Origin of the sequence: Acinetobacter sp. YH01010 (genome assembly GCF_013420775.1) — a bacterium.
Classification (GTDB): domain Bacteria; phylum Pseudomonadota; class Gammaproteobacteria; order Pseudomonadales; family Moraxellaceae; genus Acinetobacter; species Acinetobacter amyesii.
In genome coordinates this window covers 170570-188636 of record NZ_VOYF01000006.1, presented here as the reverse complement: position 1 = coordinate 188636, position 18067 = coordinate 170570, and the positions used below count along the sequence as shown (strand labels likewise).

21 protein-coding genes are annotated in these 18067 nt (G+C 40.7%); 10 read left to right on the top strand and 11 right to left on the bottom strand.

The features are described 5' to 3' along the window. Positions 1–209 precede the first annotated feature (209 nt). The 3 genes from FTT77_RS07805 to FTT77_RS07795 are packed head-to-tail and all read right to left on the bottom strand — an operon-like array spanning position 210 to position 3046. Entirely contained in the window at positions 210–1286 is a 1077-nt protein-coding gene (locus FTT77_RS07805) for a DUF6670 family protein (protein ID WP_180026035.1), read from the bottom strand. A 36-nt stretch (positions 1287–1322) separates the two neighbouring features. Beyond that, positions 1323–2147, bottom strand: coding sequence for a CDP-diacylglycerol--serine O-phosphatidyltransferase (gene pssA, locus FTT77_RS07800; protein WP_180010549.1), 825 nt, complete (start codon positions 2145–2147; stop codon positions 1323–1325). Positions 2148–2188: 41 nt separating this feature from the next. After that, a complete protein-coding gene (locus tag FTT77_RS07795) occupies positions 2189–3046 on the bottom strand; it encodes a 23S rRNA (adenine(2030)-N(6))-methyltransferase RlmJ (RefSeq protein WP_078189232.1) in 858 nt (285 codons plus the stop codon). Between the two features lie 114 nt (positions 3047–3160). Between FTT77_RS07795 and FTT77_RS07790 the strand changes: the two genes are divergently transcribed. Both FTT77_RS07790 and FTT77_RS07785 read left to right on the top strand, forming a co-directional pair. Beyond that, positions 3161–3763: a 2OG-Fe(II) oxygenase gene (locus FTT77_RS07790; protein WP_180026036.1), complete on the top strand. Its 603-nt coding sequence runs from the start codon at positions 3161–3163 to the stop codon at positions 3761–3763. A 71-nt stretch (positions 3764–3834) separates the two neighbouring features. Continuing rightward, the gene (locus FTT77_RS07785; RefSeq protein ID WP_180026037.1) at positions 3835–4362 is read left to right on the top strand and encodes a hypothetical protein; all 528 of its coding nucleotides are present in this window, start codon (positions 3835–3837) and stop codon (positions 4360–4362) included. Positions 4363–4411: 49 nt separating this feature from the next. On the opposite strand, the gene FTT77_RS07780 is transcribed toward FTT77_RS07785, so the two are convergent. The 5 genes from FTT77_RS07780 to FTT77_RS07760 form a co-directional block, all read right to left on the bottom strand. Beyond that, the gene (locus tag FTT77_RS07780) at positions 4412–4669 is read right to left on the bottom strand and encodes a DUF2789 family protein (protein WP_078189234.1); all 258 of its coding nucleotides are present in this window, start codon (positions 4667–4669) and stop codon (positions 4412–4414) included. Between the two features lie 105 nt (positions 4670–4774). Next, positions 4775–5035: a DUF2789 family protein gene (locus FTT77_RS07775; protein ID WP_180003486.1), complete on the bottom strand. Its 261-nt coding sequence runs from the start codon at positions 5033–5035 to the stop codon at positions 4775–4777. A gap of 188 nt (positions 5036–5223) precedes the next feature. Beyond that, a complete protein-coding gene (locus tag FTT77_RS07770) occupies positions 5224–6210 on the bottom strand; it encodes a malate dehydrogenase (protein WP_180026038.1) in 987 nt (328 codons plus the stop codon). 170 nt (positions 6211–6380) lie between these two features. Continuing rightward, positions 6381–6962, bottom strand: a complete 582-nt coding sequence (locus FTT77_RS07765; RefSeq protein WP_257221038.1) for a ribonuclease I — start codon at positions 6960–6962, stop codon at positions 6381–6383. Positions 6963–7088: 126 nt separating this feature from the next. Beyond that, complete coding sequence (locus FTT77_RS07760) at positions 7089–9065, bottom strand: lytic transglycosylase domain-containing protein (RefSeq protein ID WP_180026039.1); 1977 nt, start codon at positions 9063–9065, stop codon at positions 7089–7091. Positions 9066–9373: 308 nt separating this feature from the next. On the opposite strand from FTT77_RS07760, the gene miaB reads away from it, so the two are divergent. The 4 genes from miaB to FTT77_RS07740 all read left to right on the top strand — a co-directional run bounded on the left by miaB (position 9374) and on the right by FTT77_RS07740 (position 12807). Next, positions 9374–10831, top strand: a complete 1458-nt coding sequence (miaB, locus tag FTT77_RS07755) for a tRNA (N6-isopentenyl adenosine(37)-C2)-methylthiotransferase MiaB (RefSeq protein WP_180026040.1) — start codon at positions 9374–9376, stop codon at positions 10829–10831. A 38-nt stretch (positions 10832–10869) separates the two neighbouring features. After that, positions 10870–11961 (top strand): PhoH family protein, encoded by a 1092-nt coding sequence (locus tag FTT77_RS07750; protein WP_111885944.1) that lies wholly within the window; start codon positions 10870–10872, stop codon positions 11959–11961. Between the two features lie 9 nt (positions 11962–11970). Further along, positions 11971–12453 (top strand): rRNA maturation RNase YbeY, encoded by a 483-nt coding sequence (ybeY, locus tag FTT77_RS07745; protein WP_078192431.1) that lies wholly within the window; start codon positions 11971–11973, stop codon positions 12451–12453. A gap of 63 nt (positions 12454–12516) precedes the next feature. Beyond that, positions 12517–12807: an antibiotic biosynthesis monooxygenase gene (locus FTT77_RS07740; protein ID WP_180026041.1), complete on the top strand. Its 291-nt coding sequence runs from the start codon at positions 12517–12519 to the stop codon at positions 12805–12807. A 3-nt stretch (positions 12808–12810) separates the two neighbouring features. On the opposite strand, the gene FTT77_RS07735 is transcribed toward FTT77_RS07740, so the two are convergent. Next, positions 12811–13668, bottom strand: a complete 858-nt coding sequence (locus FTT77_RS07735; RefSeq protein WP_213033255.1) for an energy transducer TonB — start codon at positions 13666–13668, stop codon at positions 12811–12813. 258 nt (positions 13669–13926) lie between these two features. Between FTT77_RS07735 and FTT77_RS07730 the strand changes: the two genes are divergently transcribed. The 4 genes from FTT77_RS07730 (at position 13927) to FTT77_RS07715 (ending at position 16816) form a co-directional block, all read left to right on the top strand. Further along, positions 13927–14610 (top strand): hypothetical protein, encoded by a 684-nt coding sequence (locus FTT77_RS07730; protein ID WP_111885941.1) that lies wholly within the window; start codon positions 13927–13929, stop codon positions 14608–14610. A gap of 158 nt (positions 14611–14768) precedes the next feature. After that, positions 14769–15482 carry a DUF3108 domain-containing protein gene (locus FTT77_RS07725; RefSeq protein ID WP_180010540.1) on the top strand — a complete coding sequence of 238 codons (714 nt, stop codon included), beginning with the start codon at positions 14769–14771 and terminating at the stop codon, positions 15480–15482. A gap of 90 nt (positions 15483–15572) precedes the next feature. Then, positions 15573–16148: a xanthine phosphoribosyltransferase gene (locus tag FTT77_RS07720; protein ID WP_180010539.1), complete on the top strand. Its 576-nt coding sequence runs from the start codon at positions 15573–15575 to the stop codon at positions 16146–16148. Positions 16149–16417: 269 nt separating this feature from the next. After that, positions 16418–16816 (top strand): hypothetical protein, encoded by a 399-nt coding sequence (locus tag FTT77_RS07715; RefSeq protein WP_180026120.1) that lies wholly within the window; start codon positions 16418–16420, stop codon positions 16814–16816. Positions 16817–16925: 109 nt separating this feature from the next. On the opposite strand, the gene FTT77_RS07710 is transcribed toward FTT77_RS07715, so the two are convergent. Both FTT77_RS07710 and wrbA read right to left on the bottom strand, forming a co-directional pair. After that, positions 16926–17081 (bottom strand): hypothetical protein, encoded by a 156-nt coding sequence (locus tag FTT77_RS07710; RefSeq protein ID WP_180026042.1) that lies wholly within the window; start codon positions 17079–17081, stop codon positions 16926–16928. Positions 17082–17430: 349 nt separating this feature from the next. Continuing rightward, on the bottom strand, positions 17431–18024 hold the full coding sequence (gene wrbA / locus FTT77_RS07705; RefSeq protein ID WP_180026043.1) for an NAD(P)H:quinone oxidoreductase: 594 nt from the start codon (positions 18022–18024) through the stop codon (positions 17431–17433). Positions 18025–18067 lie beyond the last annotated feature (43 nt).

Below are 18067 nucleotides of genomic sequence, written 5' to 3'. Positions count from 1 at the left end.
CCAGTAATTCAAATTATTTTTAAACTTATCAAATAAAACCGAACTTAATCAATTTAACCAAGTCATTGTTTTATCAGAAGTTTTAATCTTCATCACCGCCGATGGATGTGCATTCTACAGCATTTCAGAACCGTTGCAATACCCTTTTCCATTTATTTTTAATTTTCCATTACGTTTGTTTATTTATTCTACTAAATTGAGTTTTTTTACTATTTTTTGAGCATAAAAGGGACAATATTTCCATATTTGTCCGTTAATTTATCTTTTTCATTCTTTTCTTGCCATTTCAAAGCTCGACAATCGACATATTCACAGTATCCACCTTCCCCACACTCAATTTCGTCATTGATTTTGATTTGATAGTTAAAGCTTCCTGCATAACCTGCGCCGAGTCCAAATTTAAAATCCCCACGGCTCTGCGCTTGTACATGTATTTTCATTTTGTCATTTTGGTAAATCCATTCAAATTCACGTGGCAAATACATTTTTTGCAAATTGGGGGTTTTAACAACGGGATAAACGCGCATGACTTTAAAGAACACACCTTGGTCTGCCATGAACACTTGCTGCTGATTTAAATCTCTTAGATATAAACGCGAACTCAAAATATTGTTATAACGATCTCGCGTTTGCATAAAGATAATTTGACGCTGTCGGCTAAGGTTGATTACCTGATGGGTATAAAACGCTAAAGGTAAATATGGAAACTTGCGTATTTGTGCATAAGATAATACCGCCAACTGATTTACATCATACATCTGGCCCTGAAATTTGATTTGCCCTTCACATTGGCACATCACTGACCAATATTCAGCAAGACCCAATCTTAATTTAATTAAACACGAAGAAATATCGGTAGTTTGCACGGACAAATCTAAACTGAGTTCAGTATCTTCTCGATGGATTTGAAATACCGCACCATCCCAACCAATCAGTTCTTTGTCTCTAAATTTAAAGACGGTCTCACTCAGACTACAGTCGTCTTTGATGGAATATGATTGTAATTGCCCAACTATATGACCACTCACACTGGTCATTACTGTGGCTGTATTGAGTTCGTCTTGTTGAATGGACGCAGGATTTTGAAAAGCGGGAATCTGAGGCTGCCCGAGCCAACTCATAAAGTTAAGATAATGTAAGGGCGCAGGAAGATTCGGTAGACAAAGTCCATAATGGACTGAAGGATATGGCATATTCGGCGCATGTAGATTTATTTTTTTATGTTGTAAATCTGGAGCTTGATTCAGTCGTCTTGATTGATCCAAGAAATCTTGAAATATCTGCATATCAAGCTCCTTTTCATTTTTATTTCATGTTTTAACTCATGCTTCAGCCTTTTTTGCCATTAAGGTTGTGACAAAGCCAGACAATGCATAAATTACTGAAATAATTAAAATACCCATTGGAATATTATACGTTACAGCAGCTAAAACAAAGACTATGATTGGTAACACCGCAAATGGAACACGGCGACGATCCACCGTTTTAAATGAATAGTATTTTACATTTGAGATCATCAATAGACCCACTGCAATAATCACTACCGCATTAAAAATCTGAATACCTATTTCGCGTAAGTCGAAGACCGCAGGGATATCCATACCTACCCATACCAATGAAATAATCATAACGGCTGCGAGTGGACTTGCAACACCAATAAAGTAACGTTTATCGACGACCCCAATTTGTACGTTAAAACGTGCCAAACGGAAGGCTGCACATGCGGTGTAAACAAAACATGCTGCCAGGCCAATACGGCCTAAGTCATTTAGACTCCAGCTATACATTAAAATGGCAGGTGCAACACCAAATGCTAGCAAGTCTGATAAGGAGTCAAACTGTTCACCAAATGGACTTTGTGCGCCGATAGCACGTGCGACACGTCCATCCAAACCATCAAATAATGCTGCAAGAAAAATAGCATAAATGGCTTGTTGAAACTCACCATTCATACTGGCAATTATTGAATAAAAGCCGGATAACAACGCTGCAGTTGTAATCAAGTTTGGCCACAGATAGATCCCACGACGTTTCACTTTATGCCCTTCATGGGTATGCTCCTCTTCTTCAACTTCAAATGTAATGCCATCAAATGCATTTTCATCCTTTGAAGAAATTTCCCGCTCAGGTTTATTTGTATTTGTCATTGTTCGATCCTAACTGTGACCTTTCTTTTTCAAGTTTAAAATTATTCGCCAACCAACCAACGTACGGCTGCATGACCACCATTTTCATTCATACGAAGATGTGGGAACAACCATTGTAATGCTTCGTCCGCATCTTCAGAGAATTTCCAAGGTGGGTTAATCACCAATAAACCACAACCATTTAGACCGACTGGAGTGTCATCTGGCCATACACAAATTTCGCAAACCAACTGACGACGAATGCCGGTTTTGTACATTTTCTTTTCAAAACGTTCAATCATCGCGCGGTCTTTAATTGGATACCATACCGCAAAAACGCCTGTCGGCCATTTTTTATAAGCAGCCACCAACAATTCTACAAGCTGTGGAAAATCTTTACGTTCTAATTCGTAAGGCGGGTCAATCATGACCAAACCACGTTTTTCTTTTGGTGGAATTACACCCAGTAAACCTTCGTAAGCATCACGCTCATGCAAGCCTGCACGTTTATCAAAAATATTGTGGCGCAATTGTTGGAATACATCACGCTGCATTTCAAAAATCGTTGCTTTATCAGTTTCACGCATGCCTTCAAGTGCAAACCATGGAGAGCCTGGATAAGCACCTTTACCAAAGTTTTCACGCATTTTTTCAACAACTTTTAAATATTGTTGAACACCTTCAGGCGCATTGCGTTTAATCGAATCATCGAGCTTAACTAAACGATGAATACCATTTAAAAACTCACCTGATTTCTGTGCTTCAGAGGTCGAAAGATCATATTTACCCGCACCACCATGTGTATCTACATAGCGATAAGGTTTATCTTTTGCATTCAGTCGACTTAATAACTGAAGCAGCAAAACGTGCTTCATCACGTCGGCAAAGTTGCCTGCATGGAAATGGTGACGGTAATTCATGTTTCTTTAATTCCTGATATCAACGGACATTTTAGCATGAAAAATAGTTTCATTCCGATGCTATTCTTGCTCTAGAATACGTCACCTTTTTTTCCACAACTTTATGGTTCGTATATGGAAACAGCCTTTCTCCCAAAGTCTTGGCCGGTTGATCAAATCCTCGATGATTTAGATCAACACGGGTTTAGCATTATTGATGACGCTTATCCTGCTGAATATATACATGCACTTGTTGAAGAATGTATGTCAAATTTAAATAAATTTAGGGATGCAGCCGTACAAAATGGGGTCATCAGTAAAATTAGAAGTGATCATATTTTATGGATTAACGACACCTTAGATGTCGCACAAGAACACGTTCAAGCGTTAGAACATTTATCAGAACAATTTAATCGCGCATTTTTTTCTGGCATTCACGAAGTCGAAGCACATTTTGCCTGTTATAACGCAGGTGAATTTTATGCTCTGCATAAAGATAATCCTCAAGGCAAAAATGGACGTGTCATTTCAGCGGTTTATTATTTACATGAACATTGGCAAGCCGACTGGGGCGGTGAATTGCGCTTACAAGATAAGAATGATGTTTGGCATATTTTAGAACCTAAACCGAATCGCATTGCATTATTCCAAAGTGACCTATTACACGAGGTACTCGAAGCTAAACATCAACGTTTATCGATTACGGCTTGGCTACGTAATGACAACTCGATGTGGTAATTCGAGATTCCTCCTTTAAATCCCTTAAACTATCCTCATATATGAGTCATTCATAGATGAGGATGTACCCGATGCGTCAAAACAGTCATAAAATTATTCAACGTATTGGCGAAACCGATCAATTATTTCTACAAGGCAACAGCCCTGAACTTGCCCTTGAGCGTGCAGACTTACGCCTGCAATTGGTTAATTTAAGTAAGAACCATCAAGAACAAGTGTATTTTCTGCAAGAAGCCATTGTTCTACTTGAGCAAAGCCGGATTGAATTTGAAGAAATGTCGATTGAGCTATACATCAATTTGTCTGTGCATTTAGCCAAAGCCTATATGGTATTTTTTGAAATCACCAAAGAGCAGCGCTATGCCCTGATTACCCAGCAGATTATGAAACCGATGTCCAAAGCTGAACATGGCGACATCTACTTCTATTTGGCCTATGCCTCTGCAGTAAAACAAGAACCTGCGTTAACCCGCCACTGGTTATATAAATACAGCAAATCTCAAGAATTCAAACTCACCACATTACTTGAGCATCCTGCATTTAATCCTTATCGCCAAGAAACTTGGTTTTTAGAATTACGCCAAAGTAAACTGCACTAAATAAAAAACACCTCCGAAGAGGTGTTTTTTATTTATGGAGAAGTGAAATCTATGCTGGTTGTAGCTTATATGCATCCATATGCAACTGTTGATTCAGCTCATCAATCCAAATGGCCCAATCATCATCTTGTACTAAATGGCTGATTAGAAAGTCGCGCTGTGCTTTATTCCAAAACGGCGCATCATGTAAATTTTCACTTGCGGCAAGCTGATGCGTACGTACGTATAACTCGATCGCAGCTGGACTGCTGGCTAACCCCAATTGAGAAAACAATAAAGCTAAGGATGGTTTATTTTGATTGAGCATCTCGCCCTCCTTATCAACTAATCTGTCATTTATTATTTAATTAACTTATATGATGCAGATAAAAAAACCTAGCGTTAAAACTAGGTTTGTTGTTTCAAATTGTATTTAGATTTTGCATGATCCGGAAAGCTTATGTTCTGTATGCAATTGTTCATTTAAAATATCGACCACTATGGCCCAGTCATCATCTTTTTTCCAATGACTGATAATGAAGTCACGCTGTGACTTCGTCCAAAATGGCGCTTCATGCAGTGGAACATCCATGGTGATTTGATGCGTTTCGATAAATTGATCGATGCCTTCCGGAGTTGCATCCAACCCCAATTGTTCAAAAAATAGTTCCAACGTCGGTTGTTGATCAAACATTGCCGTTCTCCTCAAGCCAATAACATTTCTCCCATCTTTATAGTTATCTGTTTATTTGACTTTGTCAGTTGCAACAGCATCTCAACGTGTTATTTTTTGTTCAAAATTCAAGCGTGGTATTTTTCGGACGCCATAAAAAAAGCACCCCAAATGGAGTGCCTTTTTATAATTTAATTTAAAAAATTAAATTATTTAACCATGTCAGCAACTGCTGCACGTTCTTCTTCAAGCTCGTTTAGAGTGAAGTTGATACGTTCACGGCTGAATTCGTCGATTTCAAGACCTTGAACGATTTTGTATTCGCCGTTTTCAGTTGTTACAGGGAAACCGAACATTACGCCTTCAGGGATACCATAAGAACCGTCAGAAGGAATACCCATAGTTACCCATTTGCCGTTTGTGCCAAGAGCCCAATCGCGCATATGGTCGATTGCAGCGTTTGCAGCAGAAGCAGCAGAAGAAAGACCACGCGCTTCGATGATCGCAGCACCACGTTTACCAACAGTTGGAAGGAATACGTCTTTGTTCCAAACAGCATCGTTGATTTTGTCTTTTAAGCTTTCGCCGTTTACATTTGCAAAACGGTAGTCCGCATACATTGTTGGAGAGTGGTTACCCCAAACTGTCATGTTTTCGATGTCAGAAACTGCAACACCAGCTTTTTGAGCAAGTTGAGTTAACGCACGGTTGTGGTCAAGACGTAACATTGCTGTGAAGTTTTTCGCTGGAAGATCTGGAGCAGATTTCATTGCGATGTAAGCGTTAGTGTTTGCAGGGTTACCTACAACAAGAACTTTAACGTCACGGCTAGCAACTTCGTTAAGTGCTTGGCCTTGACCGATGAAGATTTCACCGTTTACTTTAAGAAGGTCAGCACGTTCCATACCAGGACCACGTGGACGTGAACCTACAAGAAGAGCGTAGTCAGCATCTTTGAATGCAACTTTAGGATCATCAGTACCGATCATACCTTCTAAAAGAGGGAATGCGCAGTCATCAAGTTCCATCATTACGCCTTTAAGCGCTTGTTGAGCTTTCTCAACTGGAATTTCTAATAATTGAAGGATAACTGGTTGGTCTTTACCCAACATTTCACCGCTTGCGATACGGAATAATAAGCTATAACCGATTTGACCAGCTGCGCCAGTAACGGCAACACGAACTGCTTGCTTCATGTAATTATCTCCAATTGAGGAAGGTCATAATGATTAAATAGCTGTTCTATCTAATCTTAATAATCATAAACGGCAAAGATTGTACTCCAATCTTTTGACGCTTGCATGTAAAAGAGAATGCTTTTCAACAAAAGTATGATAGGAAATATAAATAAAATGCCGAAAAAAGCTTAGAAAGAACCTTTAATTATGAAAGTTGCAGGACAATTTCCGACGATAGTCGTAGGGCAACTTTTGTACTGACCATTGTTTTTATAGCAGATTTTAATCTCAGTCAGTAGGCTACCACCACGGGTTTGCATACAGTTAAATTCAATACTTTGTGATACCAATCCGCTGTTCATACGCAACATTTTATTACGCAAGACATTGGCTTGAATGGACTGGGTTTCTTGGCTAGTCAATTCATCTGGAATTTTTAGTTTATCTGCATGATTAATAATGGTTCTGAAATACTGGCTGGCATTCATTGGGACACAGCCGCCTGTATTGTGCCAAAGCGCCACGCGAGCATTTTCATCAGGCATAATCCGTGCAACCACTTTCGCTTGCAACGGAGAAAGTTTAGCTGAACTATTGGTCGTGCAATCACGTGTAGAGGTTTCTGGATATAGACCCGTGATATTGAGTGAATACCCTTCTAAACATTTACGTTTTTTACTTTTTAATGGGTCATAGGCGCAAACAGCAGGCACCATTTGCACATCCATCACATACCCTTTTACAACCGGTGCAGCCGAAAGCATAGACATACCAAAGCCTGCACCACTGCCGATGAGCAGTGATGTCAGTATTCGATAAGCAGGTCTAATGTCCATTTTCGGCATTCATCATTTACCCATATTGCGCCTAAAAACAGGCGCATCTTGCTTTAAAATTTATTGCGCATTCCGTAATGGAATCATTTGCATTCTTTTTTCAATCGATTGTGGCCCCTGACCTAATAAAAGGCCGTAATGGGTTGCATTGGTCATCACATGTTTTACATAGTCTCGAGTTTCCGTTAATGGAATCGATTCCGTATATTGATCCGCTGCAATTGCTTGATATTCAGGCTGCCAGCGTCGAGCACGATTTGGACCCGCATTGTAACCTGCGGTCGCTAAGACTGGACTATTACTCAATTGACGTTGAATCATCGATAAATAGAAAGTGCCATAACGAATATTGGTATTCATATCCGTTAATGCAGCGGGGTTATAACTCTCCCCCATCTGACGAGCCACCAATTTTGCGGTGTCTGGCATAATTTGCATTAAACCACCGGCACCGACATGTGAACGTGCGCTAGTGACAAACCGACTTTCTTGACGCATCAAACCATAAGCCCATGCAGGGTCAATGCCGGCATTACGACTATGACTCACCACATAATTTTGATGCGGCATAGCATAACGTAAAGCATAATTGTGCTGTTTAGTGGTTCGATCTGCCGCATAAATCGCCCGATCATACCAACCCATATCGGTTGCACGTTTAGCTGCGGCAAGAATCATGCCATCATCATGCTTTAAATAGGCTTGACGCACTGCCCAGTTCCATTCACGGTTAATATAGCTGTCAGATGCATTAATATTGCGCAATGCAAAGGCACGACGGAAGTGAATATCCTGACTGAGACGCTGCGCATCTTGTGACGAAGGCTGCACATTTGACGGAATATTGTTATAAGACTGACCAATTTTGTCACGTGCTAACAAATTATGGTAATCATCGCCAACGGCAAGCTTGCGATAAATTTCTTTTGCCGCACGTTTAGATGAGGCATCTCCACGTTGTTCAGATGCTCGTGCTAACCAATATTGCCAACGGTCTTCTTGCTTTTGCGAAACGCTCATCGCATCAATTGCACGAATGACACTTTCCCATGCGCCAAAACGAATGGCTTGTCGCGCATAAATCTCGGCTTCTTCTGCACTAAAAGGCAGTCCATAACTCAAATCAAGATAATTTAGAACTTCACGGTTGAAATTGTTTTTCATCACCGTTGTACCACCGATATACCCGACACTACGGTATAGGGCTTTTTGTACATCGGCTGGTGTGCCTTCTGCTGCACGTTTCACCGAAGAAATCGCGCCATTTAAGTCGCTATCGGCCAAGCGACCCATCGCATAAATCAGGTATGCATGATCTTCAGCTGTGGCTTTGGGTGCAGACCATAAATAATTCAGTGGATTGGCTTGAATCGTGTTGAGTTGCGATAAATTAATATTCACGCCAATGGTTTGCGCAGTCGCAATCGCTTGCCCTGACTGTCCGGCTCTTAACTGCCCCCACATCCGTTGATGGCGGTCATCTTGAGTCATTAAAGGACTTGATAACATCATACGGCCCAAGCCAGTACACGAATCAGGTTGTGAGTTTGTGGTCAACCATACATCTTTAAATTCTGCATAAACCAGTGGATCGCCTGACTTGGCACGAACTTGGGCCATGGCACAGGTTTCAGCACGGTCAGCATTAGTCACATATTGCAAGACAGGCTGTGCTGTAGCGAAATCGGCTTGTTTGACTTTTTCTTCAACATAATCTGCGGCTAATTTTTCTGCCATTGCCGAGTTTGGATAACGCTGTACAAAATTAGTAATCGCACTTGCAGGCTGTGAAGCCAAATTGTTATTGAGCAACCAATATTCTGGGTAATAGCCCAAAACATCATTTTGCATGGATGATTGGTATTGTTGTAACAAACCTATATTGCCTGCATTCGCAGCACGTAAAGCATCGTTAAACTGCTCATCTGCGGCTTGGGCAAACGCAGAAATTCCGGAGAGTCCCACACTCAAAGCAAGTAATTTAGCGTAATTTTTCTGTTTAAAATTATGTTTTAACATCCACTTGCCTTCTTTCATGTCATTCCGCCCGGTTACAACACATCGAACTTTATTTAGGAATTAGTTTAATAATTCTAAACTCTGCATTGTGTTCTGTTATGTAACCTTATGATTAGCCAATATTAATTTTCAAACATTTTTACTTCATAAATCAATATGGCAGAGTTGTAATTTTAGGCTGTAAGTTTCTAGTGAATTACTGCTAAAATATTGCCCATTCTTAAAATCCCCTTTTTTGACCTCCGCAGCTGCACAATTCGACTGATTGAATTGTCTGTCAGCCACGTATGGTTATTGATTTTCATAAAATTCCTTTAGGAGCCTACATGACGGTTCAAACCTTCATCCCCAATAGTGCCCAAGCTGCCCCAGATAACACTGTTACCCAGCCACAGCACACCCCAGCTCAAGATGGAGCAGTGAAAAAACTGTACATCGAAACGCAAGGGTGTCAGATGAATGAGTATGACAGTCAACGTATGGGCGACCTTTTAGGTGATTCTCACGGCTATGTGCTGACGAACGACCCTAAAGAAGCCGATATTCTCCTGATGAATACCTGCTCTATTCGTGAAAAAGCACAAGAAAAAGTATTTTCTGAGTTAGGCCGTTGGCGCAAGCTGAAAGAAAAAAATCCAGATTTGGTAATTGGTGTCGGTGGCTGTGTTGCTTCTCAGGAAGGTGACAACATTCAAAAACGTGCACCGTATGTTGATATGGTCTTTGGTCCACAAACCTTGCACCGTTTACCGCAAATGTTAGATCAGCATACTGAGCAAGTGGTCAAACCGAAAAAAGAAAAAATTCAATTGGTGGATATTTCATTCCCTGATATTGAAAAATTCGACTTTTTACCTGAACCGCGTGTGGAAGGTTTTAAAGCCTTTGTTTCTATCATGGAAGGCTGTTCTAAATACTGTTCATTCTGCGTGGTTCCTTACACCCGTGGTGAAGAAGTTTCTCGCCCACTCGATGACGTATTGGCTGAAATTGCCACTTTAGCTGAAAAAGGCGTACGAGAAATTTCATTACTCGGTCAAAACGTGAATGGCTACCGTGGTGAAACCTTTGAAGGTGAAATCTGTACCTTTGCAGACTTATTACGTTTAGTCGCTGAGATTCCGGGGATTGGCCGTATTCGTTACACCACATCGCACCCGCTTGAATTTAACGATGACTTGATTCAGTGCTACCGTGACTTACCGCAAATGGTTTCTCACTTACATCTACCAGTTCAAAGTGGTTCAAACGACGTGCTACAAGCCATGAAACGTAACCACACGATTGATGTTTATATCGATAAGATTGCAAAATTACGTCAAGTTCGCCCTGATATGCATTTATCTAGCGACTTTATTATTGGCTTCCCAGGTGAAACTAACGAGAACTTCGAAGAAACTTATCAATTTATCCAAGATATGGACTTCGATCATTCATACAGTTTCATCTACTCAAAACGTCCAGGTACTCCTGCTTCAGAACTTGAAGACACCACCCCTGAAGATGTGAAAAAAGAACGTCTTGCCAAAGTTCAACAATGGATTAAACAATCGAGTATTGATAAAACTGATGCCATGCTAGGCACCATTCAACGTGTCTTGGTTGAGTCTGTTTCTGACAAAGATCCGAACTTGCTGATTGGTACTGCAGACAATACACGTTTGGTCAGCTTCATTGGTGATCCTGCATGGGTTGGGCGTTTTGCAGAGATTGAAGTGACCGATATTAAAACTTTGAAGTTTGTTTATGGTGAACTCTTGAATCTTGAGCCTGACGTGGCGTAATGTAAGCTTAATCGTCAGACCAATTTAAAGGAATTCTCTTGACTGCAGCGATTCGACGTACTGTAACTTTTGCTGGTATTCCACTTGACCGTTTACAAAGCATGCTCGGTGCCTATAACGGTCATCTCAAACAAATTGAACAACGTTTAGATGTCAAAATTTCTCATCGCGCAGATGCTTTTTTTGTCGATGGGGAAATCGATGCGGTTGAGAGAGCCGAAAGCCTCCTTCACCGTCTTTATGAAGAGTCCGAAACCAATCCACAGATTAGTGCTGATATCTTACACATGATGATTCAAGGCAGTCAGACCGACCGCGAAATTCAGGAAGATTTTTCTGAAAATGAGCACACCGGTTTAGATAATGTTTATCTACAAACTCGTAAAGGTCGGATCAACCCACGTGGCGCCAATCAAAAACGCTACGTGCAACGTATTTTACAAAGTGATATTTCTTTCGGTATTGGCCCAGCGGGTACAGGTAAAACTTATCTCGCGGTCGCCGCTGCTGTAGATATGCTAGAACGCAACGAAATTCAACGCATTTTATTGGTTCGCCCTGCGGTTGAAGCCGGTGAAAAACTGGGGTTTTTACCCGGTGATTTGAGCCAAAAAATTGACCCTTACTTACGTCCGCTATACGACGCTTTGTATGAAATGCTCGGTTTTGAAAAAGTCGCAAAACTGATAGAACGTCAAGTGATTGAAGTTGCTCCTCTGGCCTACATGCGTGGTCGTACCCTAAATCATTCCTTTGTGATTTTAGATGAAGCACAGAACACCACCCCTGAACAAATGAAAATGTTCCTCACCCGTTTAGGTTTTGGTTCTCGTGCGGTAATCACTGGCGACATTACACAGGTCGATTTACCTCGCGGTCAACAATCTGGTTTGGCACATGCCTTACGTGTGATTGAAAAAATCAAAGAAATTCATATTACTCGCTTCCACTCTCGTGACGTGGTACGTCATCAATTGGTTCAAAAAATTGTTGAAGCCTATGAGGGATGGGACAGCGAACAACATCGCCTCACGGCTGAACAACGTGCAGAACGTAAAGCACGTCAGGAGGCCTTGGTGGCGGACAATGATGCTAAAGCTGATGGGCAGCATCAAGACGAAAACATTTAAGGATTCATTTTGAAACTTAATCTCTCCTTGCAGCAAAATTTTCAGTCACCTGAATTGGTGGTGAAACGTGCGCATATCAAAAAAGTCGTGGAAACGGCTTTACGTCATATCGATACACAAAGTGATTGTGAGATCGGTATTGCATGTGTGGACAATGACGAAAGCCACAAATTGAACTTGGAATATCGTGGTAAAGACAAACCGACCAATGTGTTGTCTTTTCCGAGCGATCTCCCGGATGAAATGGCGGCAGTTTTAGACTCATTTCCGATTGGCGACTTGGTGATTTGTATTCCTGTAGTTCTTCGAGAAGCACAAGAACAAAGCAAAGCACCCCTGACCCACTTTACGCATATGCTGGTACACGGTACGTTGCACCTGATGGGCTATGACCATGAAACCTCTGATGAAGATGCTGAAGAAATGGAAGCGTTGGAAATTGAGATTTTAGCCAAATTGGGGTTTGATAACCCTTATCTGGAAAGAGATTAAGAACCAAAAAAGCGAGCTACGGCTCGCTTTTTTTATCGTCATAAAAACCAAGGAAGGAAAGATATGCAATATGTCGTGATTTTTAAAGCACGCATTCGTACGCTTGATGAATTGTATTTTTCGACTGCACAGCAGCTTAGAGACAAAGCCTTGACACACTTTAACTGTCAACATTTTGAAGCGCTAACAGAGGCTGAGCATGAAATCGCCCTTTCCTACTGGAATACCTTAGAAGACATTCGAGCTTGGCAGCAAGATGCACAACATCTGGTGGCGCAGCAATTGGGGAAAAACCAATGGTATGCAAGTTTTAGCGTCGAAATCTGCGAAGTTTTGCGACGCTATCACAACTGAATTTTAACGAACCTCAAACTCTGCTTCTGCAGGATCGAAGCGCCAAGTCCGCACAATACGAAGTTCTGAGATGTCTTTCATTTTGGCATCAAACAAACCAAAAGGTGCCGCCTTACGCACAGAGGTTTTTGCAGCTTCGTCCAATAAGCTTGAACCTGAACTTTCGATCAAACGAATGGCACGAATCCCGCCATTACTGTTCAAAATAACCATTAAGCGTACTTCACCTCGTAGCTGCTGCTGTTTTGCCGCTTCAGGATAGTAACGGTTACCGTAAAACTCGACTTTTTCACGAAACTTTTCCATATAGGCCGCAGAAACATCTTGCTTGGCTTGAATACCATCTATGGTTTTAATTTTTTGCTGACGGCTAAAGTTTTGCTGACGTTGTAAATATTGAGCTTCGATACTCGCCACCATCGCAGCCTTGGCCTGAAACTGACTATTCAACTCCTCAACAGCTTTTTTGCGACTGTTTTCTTCCGCTTGTTTTTGCCAACTCAAAGTTGTCATCAACACTTTATCTTCAAAACTGAGCTCTTTTTTTTGTTGCAGTTGCTCTAAAGCTTCACTTTTTTGCTCACCGGCTTTTTGTTCGATCATCGGTGCAGGCATGTCACTCGACATCCGATGTGACTCACGGAATGTCCCCGAGCCCTGCTGATCGGCTTGCGCTAAAAAGTCCGCATGTTCAATTTTTTCCGTCGTAGGACGTAAAGAAACTGCAATTTCTTTGGTGTTATAATCCGCCTCTTGGGGCATGGTAAATTGCATGGTTAAAAAAGCCAAATGCAACACAGCAGCAAACGCCAATGCAGTTGCAAATATGGGATCTTTCCACCACTCTTTCATCAAGGGCATGAACGTTATTTTTTTCAGCATCACATTAAACCGACAATTTGCCGCATTCCCCAAACTGCTTAAAACAGTATAAAATAAAACTCGTATTCATTTTTTGATGAAAACGAGAAATCCATCAACACATCGATAATGCACAATTAAAATCATGAAAATGGTGCAATTTATTTTGCTAAACTGCAAGATCAAAACCTTGTGTTTTTATAGAAATCGACAAGATAAACATCGTTAAAAAACATAATTTGTCAGGATGCACTTCTTATGCAAACGCTAGTTTCCAATATCGCTAAACGTATACGCCAAGTGTACCAAAAAGCTGAAGGATTTATTGAAGATGAGCGTGAATTCCCAATGTCTCAAGTGTTTTTAAATGCGACATTTCAGCGCTTTGTCACCGATAATGTGAAAATGCTCAAAGACTTGCATGCTGACCTGCATGATGACTGGCTTCGACTGTATGCCACATTGGATTATAACGGGCTGATCATAACACTCTCTGTTGATTTAAAACTGGTACAAATGGAACTCAACAAACAAACCCAATTGATCGTATTTGAACAAATTAGTGATACACAAGTGATTGAAGCAAAGTATCCAAATGTTCTGTATAAGATGGGCGTGCGCATGGCGTTATGGTTCTATCAAAAAGTACTCAACCAAGATCCATTGGGTATGATTTTGGAAAAGCTCAATGTGATCAAAGTTAAAGATGATTTACTGTATTTAGACCTGAATCGCTGGCTCGGTAAAAGTCGATCGATTATCGACACACTGGGCAAAGTCCATGTCAACCATGCTGTTTTACGTGAGGCCGAATTGGTGGTGATTGGTAATGTTAATTTAACAGCATTGTTCACCAAAATGTCGCAAGAACGGATGGAAGACTGGGATGATTCAAATTTAAAAGACGATGAAGTCACGCCTATAAAGCAAAAGGAAAGCTAGACTTATCCTGTACTTAGGCATCTTGAACCTATAAAAACGCTACACAATATATACATTAGGCACGGATTTGTGACGTGATTCTCCACAATCCAGCCGCATAATAAACATATCAGGTGGTTTAGCCCACCGCACTTCTATTGAATAGGAAAACCATACTTATGGCACATTCAGTTTTGAAAAATTTAGGTCTTGTTGCTGGGGTATCGACTACACTGCTTTTGACTGGTTTCTCAAGTCAGTCATTTGCCATGAGTCCATTCCAAGCAAGCTACCAGTTTAATTACAACGGCAAAAACTTGGGTTCTGCAACACGTACCCTAAAACAATCTGGGAATAACTGGACGTATGTTTTCGCAGCAAAAGCTGGTGCGATGGCCTCTGCAACTGAAACCAGTCGTTTTAGTTTAAATGGCAGCCAAATTCACTCGAACAGCTTTAGCCGCAGCAGCAAAATTTTGGTGCACAACAACACCATGAATATTAATTTTAATGCTGGCGCAAAAACCATTAATACCAAAAAAGATGATAAAGCGCGTTCATTTGCGTGGAAATCAGGTGTGTTAGATGAACTCAATGCTGAATTGCAAATTCGTGAAGATTTAAAAAATGGTGGTTTGAAATCGAATTACTACATTGCCGATGCCAAAGAGGTTGAAGCTCGTAAGTTCGTGAAACAAGGCACTGAAAAAGTGAAAACCACTTATGGAACTTTTGACACCGTGAAAGTCGTGATGCGTCATGATAAACCAGGCCGTCAAACGACTTTCTGGTTAGCACCAAAACTAGATTACCTACCTGTCAAAGTTTCCCACCAAGACAATAAAACCTCTTACGGTTTATTGTTAACGGGCTATAAAGGTGCAACAAATTAATTGATTTGATCAATTTCGCTTGCATTTTTCACGGTGCTTTTTAAAATACGCTTTTGCTTTAAAAAGCACCTGCCCCTCGAGGATTCTCCCGTGCACGCTCTGGAACAGAAAATCTTAGCTGAAGGTATCGTTCTCTCTGAAGAAGTTCTGAAAGTCGATTCTTTCCTGAACCACCAAATTGACCCTGTGATGATGCAGCAAATTGGTCAAGAATTTGCCCGTCTTTTTAAAGATGCTAGCATCACAAAAATCATTACGATTGAAGCATCAGGTATTGCACCTGCAGTAATGGCTGGTCTTGAACTTGGTGTTCCTGTGATTTTTGCACGTAAATATCAATCTTTAACCTTAAAAGATGATTTGTATCGCTCAAAAGTGTTTTCTTTTACGAAACAAACTGAAAGCACTATCGCGATTTCTAAAAAGCACATCAATGCTGAAGATAAAGTTTTAGTGATTGATGACTTCTTGGCCAATGGTCAAGCGGCTTTAGGTCTTGCAGATCTTATTCATCAAGCAAGTGCTGAAGTATTGGGTATCGGTATCGTGATTGAAAAATCATTCCAACCTGGTCGTGATATTTTGCTTGAAAAAGGCTATCGCGTTGAATCATTGGCACGTGTGAAATCACTGGCGAATGGTACAGTTGAATTTGTTCGTGACTAAGTTTGCGTTCAAAAGAAAAAAAGAACACATCAGGTGTTCTTTTTTTTGCTAAAAACTTACGATTAAGGTGACGTAGAGCGTACTTTTTAACGCCTTGGTTACAAGCAGACAAAACATCTGTGCGCAAAACTCGATAAAATTCAGGAAAATCGTTGCATTTGATCAAATGGGTCAACTACTCATCTGTCAAATTACATTATGCTGCACCATAAATTCGGCCACTTTATTTTTTAAGGCTACGGAAAGTTATGAATACAGAAGATCAAAACATGGAACCGACAGTTAAATGTCCAAGATGTGGATCAACCCATATTGAAAAGCGTAACCATGAACAAAACTTACAAAAAATTGGTGGGGTTTTACTCAGTGGTGCAGGAACTGCTGCAGGGACTGTCGGTGGTGCGGCATCTGGCGCATCTATTGGTGCTGCGATTGGTGGTGTGACTGCAGGCCCACTTGGCGTGATTATGGGCGGAACCATCGGTACTTTTGTTGGTGCAATTAGCGTCGGCATTACAGGCGGTTTTCTAGGACACCGTTTTGGTAAAAAAGCCGGCGTGATCGTCGATCAAAATATTTTTCTCGACTACCAATGTTTAGACTGCAAACAGCGCTTTGAAGTTGAGCAACAGCCTGAAGACGCTGCAAAGACTTCGGATCAAGACTAAATTGGATATAAAAAAAGAGCGCATCAGCGCTCTTTTTTTATAGGTTATTGTTTTTCTAATATGTATTTCTAGTCTATTGAAATGCTATTCGAAAACCATGGCGAATCAATTATTTTGAAGCATCAGTTAAAGATTTTGATTCTGCTTTGACTTGATCTTGTTTCGCCAAAAATTCTTTTTCTTCAGCTTTTTTCTCTTGCGGGAAATCCATACTGTATAAACTGGCATTGCCGTACACAAGGAAGATGCAGCCAATACGGAACACAGGAAAGTCATTAGAAAATTAACAATAGACATCACCCCCCCTAAAGAAGAAATTTAAATACAAATCATGTAATCAAAAAATAAAAATAACGCGCCCAACGAGACAGCAATATTCGACTCAAGGCCATCACTGAGCAGGCTGTATTTAAAAAATTTCAATATATTATTGATATTATTTATTTTTAATATTTCAGGAATAGTTCGACAGATTTATTTTTATATTTTGGGCGGTATACAACGTCATAAATAAAAAGACGTCACACGTAAATAAAGCAAGAAAAGTGCAATATTTAAACCTTTTCTTGCCCGTTCGCTACAAAGTTAGCGCAACTTCCTAGAGCAAGTAAGTATCAAATCAACTTTTTGACGACTTCGCCTAGGCGTTTACCCAGCTCTTCACACAAGTTACGCTCATCTTGACTCAATGACTGATCATGGCGTGGACCACTGACATGGCTTGCACCATAAGGTGTACCACCCGTTTTGGTATTCGATAATGCAGGATGGGCATTAGTTAAACCCATAACCATCATTCCGTGATGAAACAAAGGCGGCAGCATGGTCAGCAAAGTACTTTCCTGTCCCCCATGCATTGAACCTGAACTGGTAAACACACAGGCAGGTTTGCCATGTAATGCGCCATTGAGCCAAAGCGCTGTGGTTTGATCCCAGAAATATTTCATTTCCGACGCCATATTACCAAAACGTGTTGGCGAACCAAGGGCTAAACCTGAGCAATGCGCTAAGTCATCTAAGCTACAGTAAATATCGCCTTCGGCAGGAATACTGGGCTGCACGTCAGTCACCACAGTAGATAAATTTGGAACGGTTCGTATTTTTACTGCCATTCCAGACGCTTCAATTCCATTGGCAATTAAATGTGCCATCTCACGTGTTGAACCATATTTGCTGTAATACAACACCAGTACATAAGCTTGCGTCATTTTTATAAATTCAATGAAAAAAGAAAACTATACGGTATTTTTC

Excerpts from the sequence above, each read along its gene's own strand:
- FTT77_RS07805 (WP_180026035.1), bottom strand. The coding sequence starts at position 1,286 with ATGCAGATATTTCAAGATTTCTTGGATCAATCAAGACGACTGAATCAA.
- pssA (WP_180010549.1), bottom strand. The coding sequence starts at position 2,147 with ATGACAAATACAAATAAACCTGAGCGGGAAATTTCTTCAAAGGATGAA.
- FTT77_RS07795 (WP_078189232.1), bottom strand. The coding sequence starts at position 3,046 with ATGAATTACCGTCACCATTTCCATGCAGGCAACTTTGCCGACGTGATG.
- FTT77_RS07790 (WP_180026036.1), top strand. The coding sequence starts at position 3,161 with ATGGAAACAGCCTTTCTCCCAAAGTCTTGGCCGGTTGATCAAATCCTC.
- FTT77_RS07785 (WP_180026037.1), top strand. The coding sequence starts at position 3,835 with ATGCGTCAAAACAGTCATAAAATTATTCAACGTATTGGCGAAACCGAT.
- FTT77_RS07780 (WP_078189234.1), bottom strand. The coding sequence starts at position 4,669 with ATGCTCAATCAAAATAAACCATCCTTAGCTTTATTGTTTTCTCAATTG.
- FTT77_RS07775 (WP_180003486.1), bottom strand. The coding sequence starts at position 5,035 with ATGTTTGATCAACAACCGACGTTGGAACTATTTTTTGAACAATTGGGG.
- FTT77_RS07770 (WP_180026038.1), bottom strand. The coding sequence starts at position 6,210 with ATGAAGCAAGCAGTTCGTGTTGCCGTTACTGGCGCAGCTGGTCAAATC.
- FTT77_RS07765 (WP_257221038.1), bottom strand. The coding sequence starts at position 6,962 with ATGTCTATGCTTTCGGCTGCACCGGTTGTAAAAGGGTATGTGATGGAT.
- FTT77_RS07760 (WP_180026039.1), bottom strand. The coding sequence starts at position 9,065 with ATGAAAGAAGGCAAGTGGATGTTAAAACATAATTTTAAACAGAAAAAT.
- miaB (WP_180026040.1), top strand. The coding sequence starts at position 9,374 with ATGACGGTTCAAACCTTCATCCCCAATAGTGCCCAAGCTGCCCCAGAT.
- FTT77_RS07740 (WP_180026041.1), top strand. The coding sequence starts at position 12,517 with ATGCAATATGTCGTGATTTTTAAAGCACGCATTCGTACGCTTGATGAA.
- FTT77_RS07735 (WP_213033255.1), bottom strand. The coding sequence starts at position 13,668 with ATGCCCTTGATGAAAGAGTGGTGGAAAGATCCCATATTTGCAACTGCA.
- FTT77_RS07730 (WP_111885941.1), top strand. The coding sequence starts at position 13,927 with ATGCAAACGCTAGTTTCCAATATCGCTAAACGTATACGCCAAGTGTAC.
- FTT77_RS07725 (WP_180010540.1), top strand. The coding sequence starts at position 14,769 with ATGGCACATTCAGTTTTGAAAAATTTAGGTCTTGTTGCTGGGGTATCG.
- FTT77_RS07715 (WP_180026120.1), top strand. The coding sequence starts at position 16,418 with ATGGAACCGACAGTTAAATGTCCAAGATGTGGATCAACCCATATTGAA.
- wrbA (WP_180026043.1), bottom strand. The coding sequence starts at position 18,024 with ATGACGCAAGCTTATGTACTGGTGTTGTATTACAGCAAATATGGTTCA.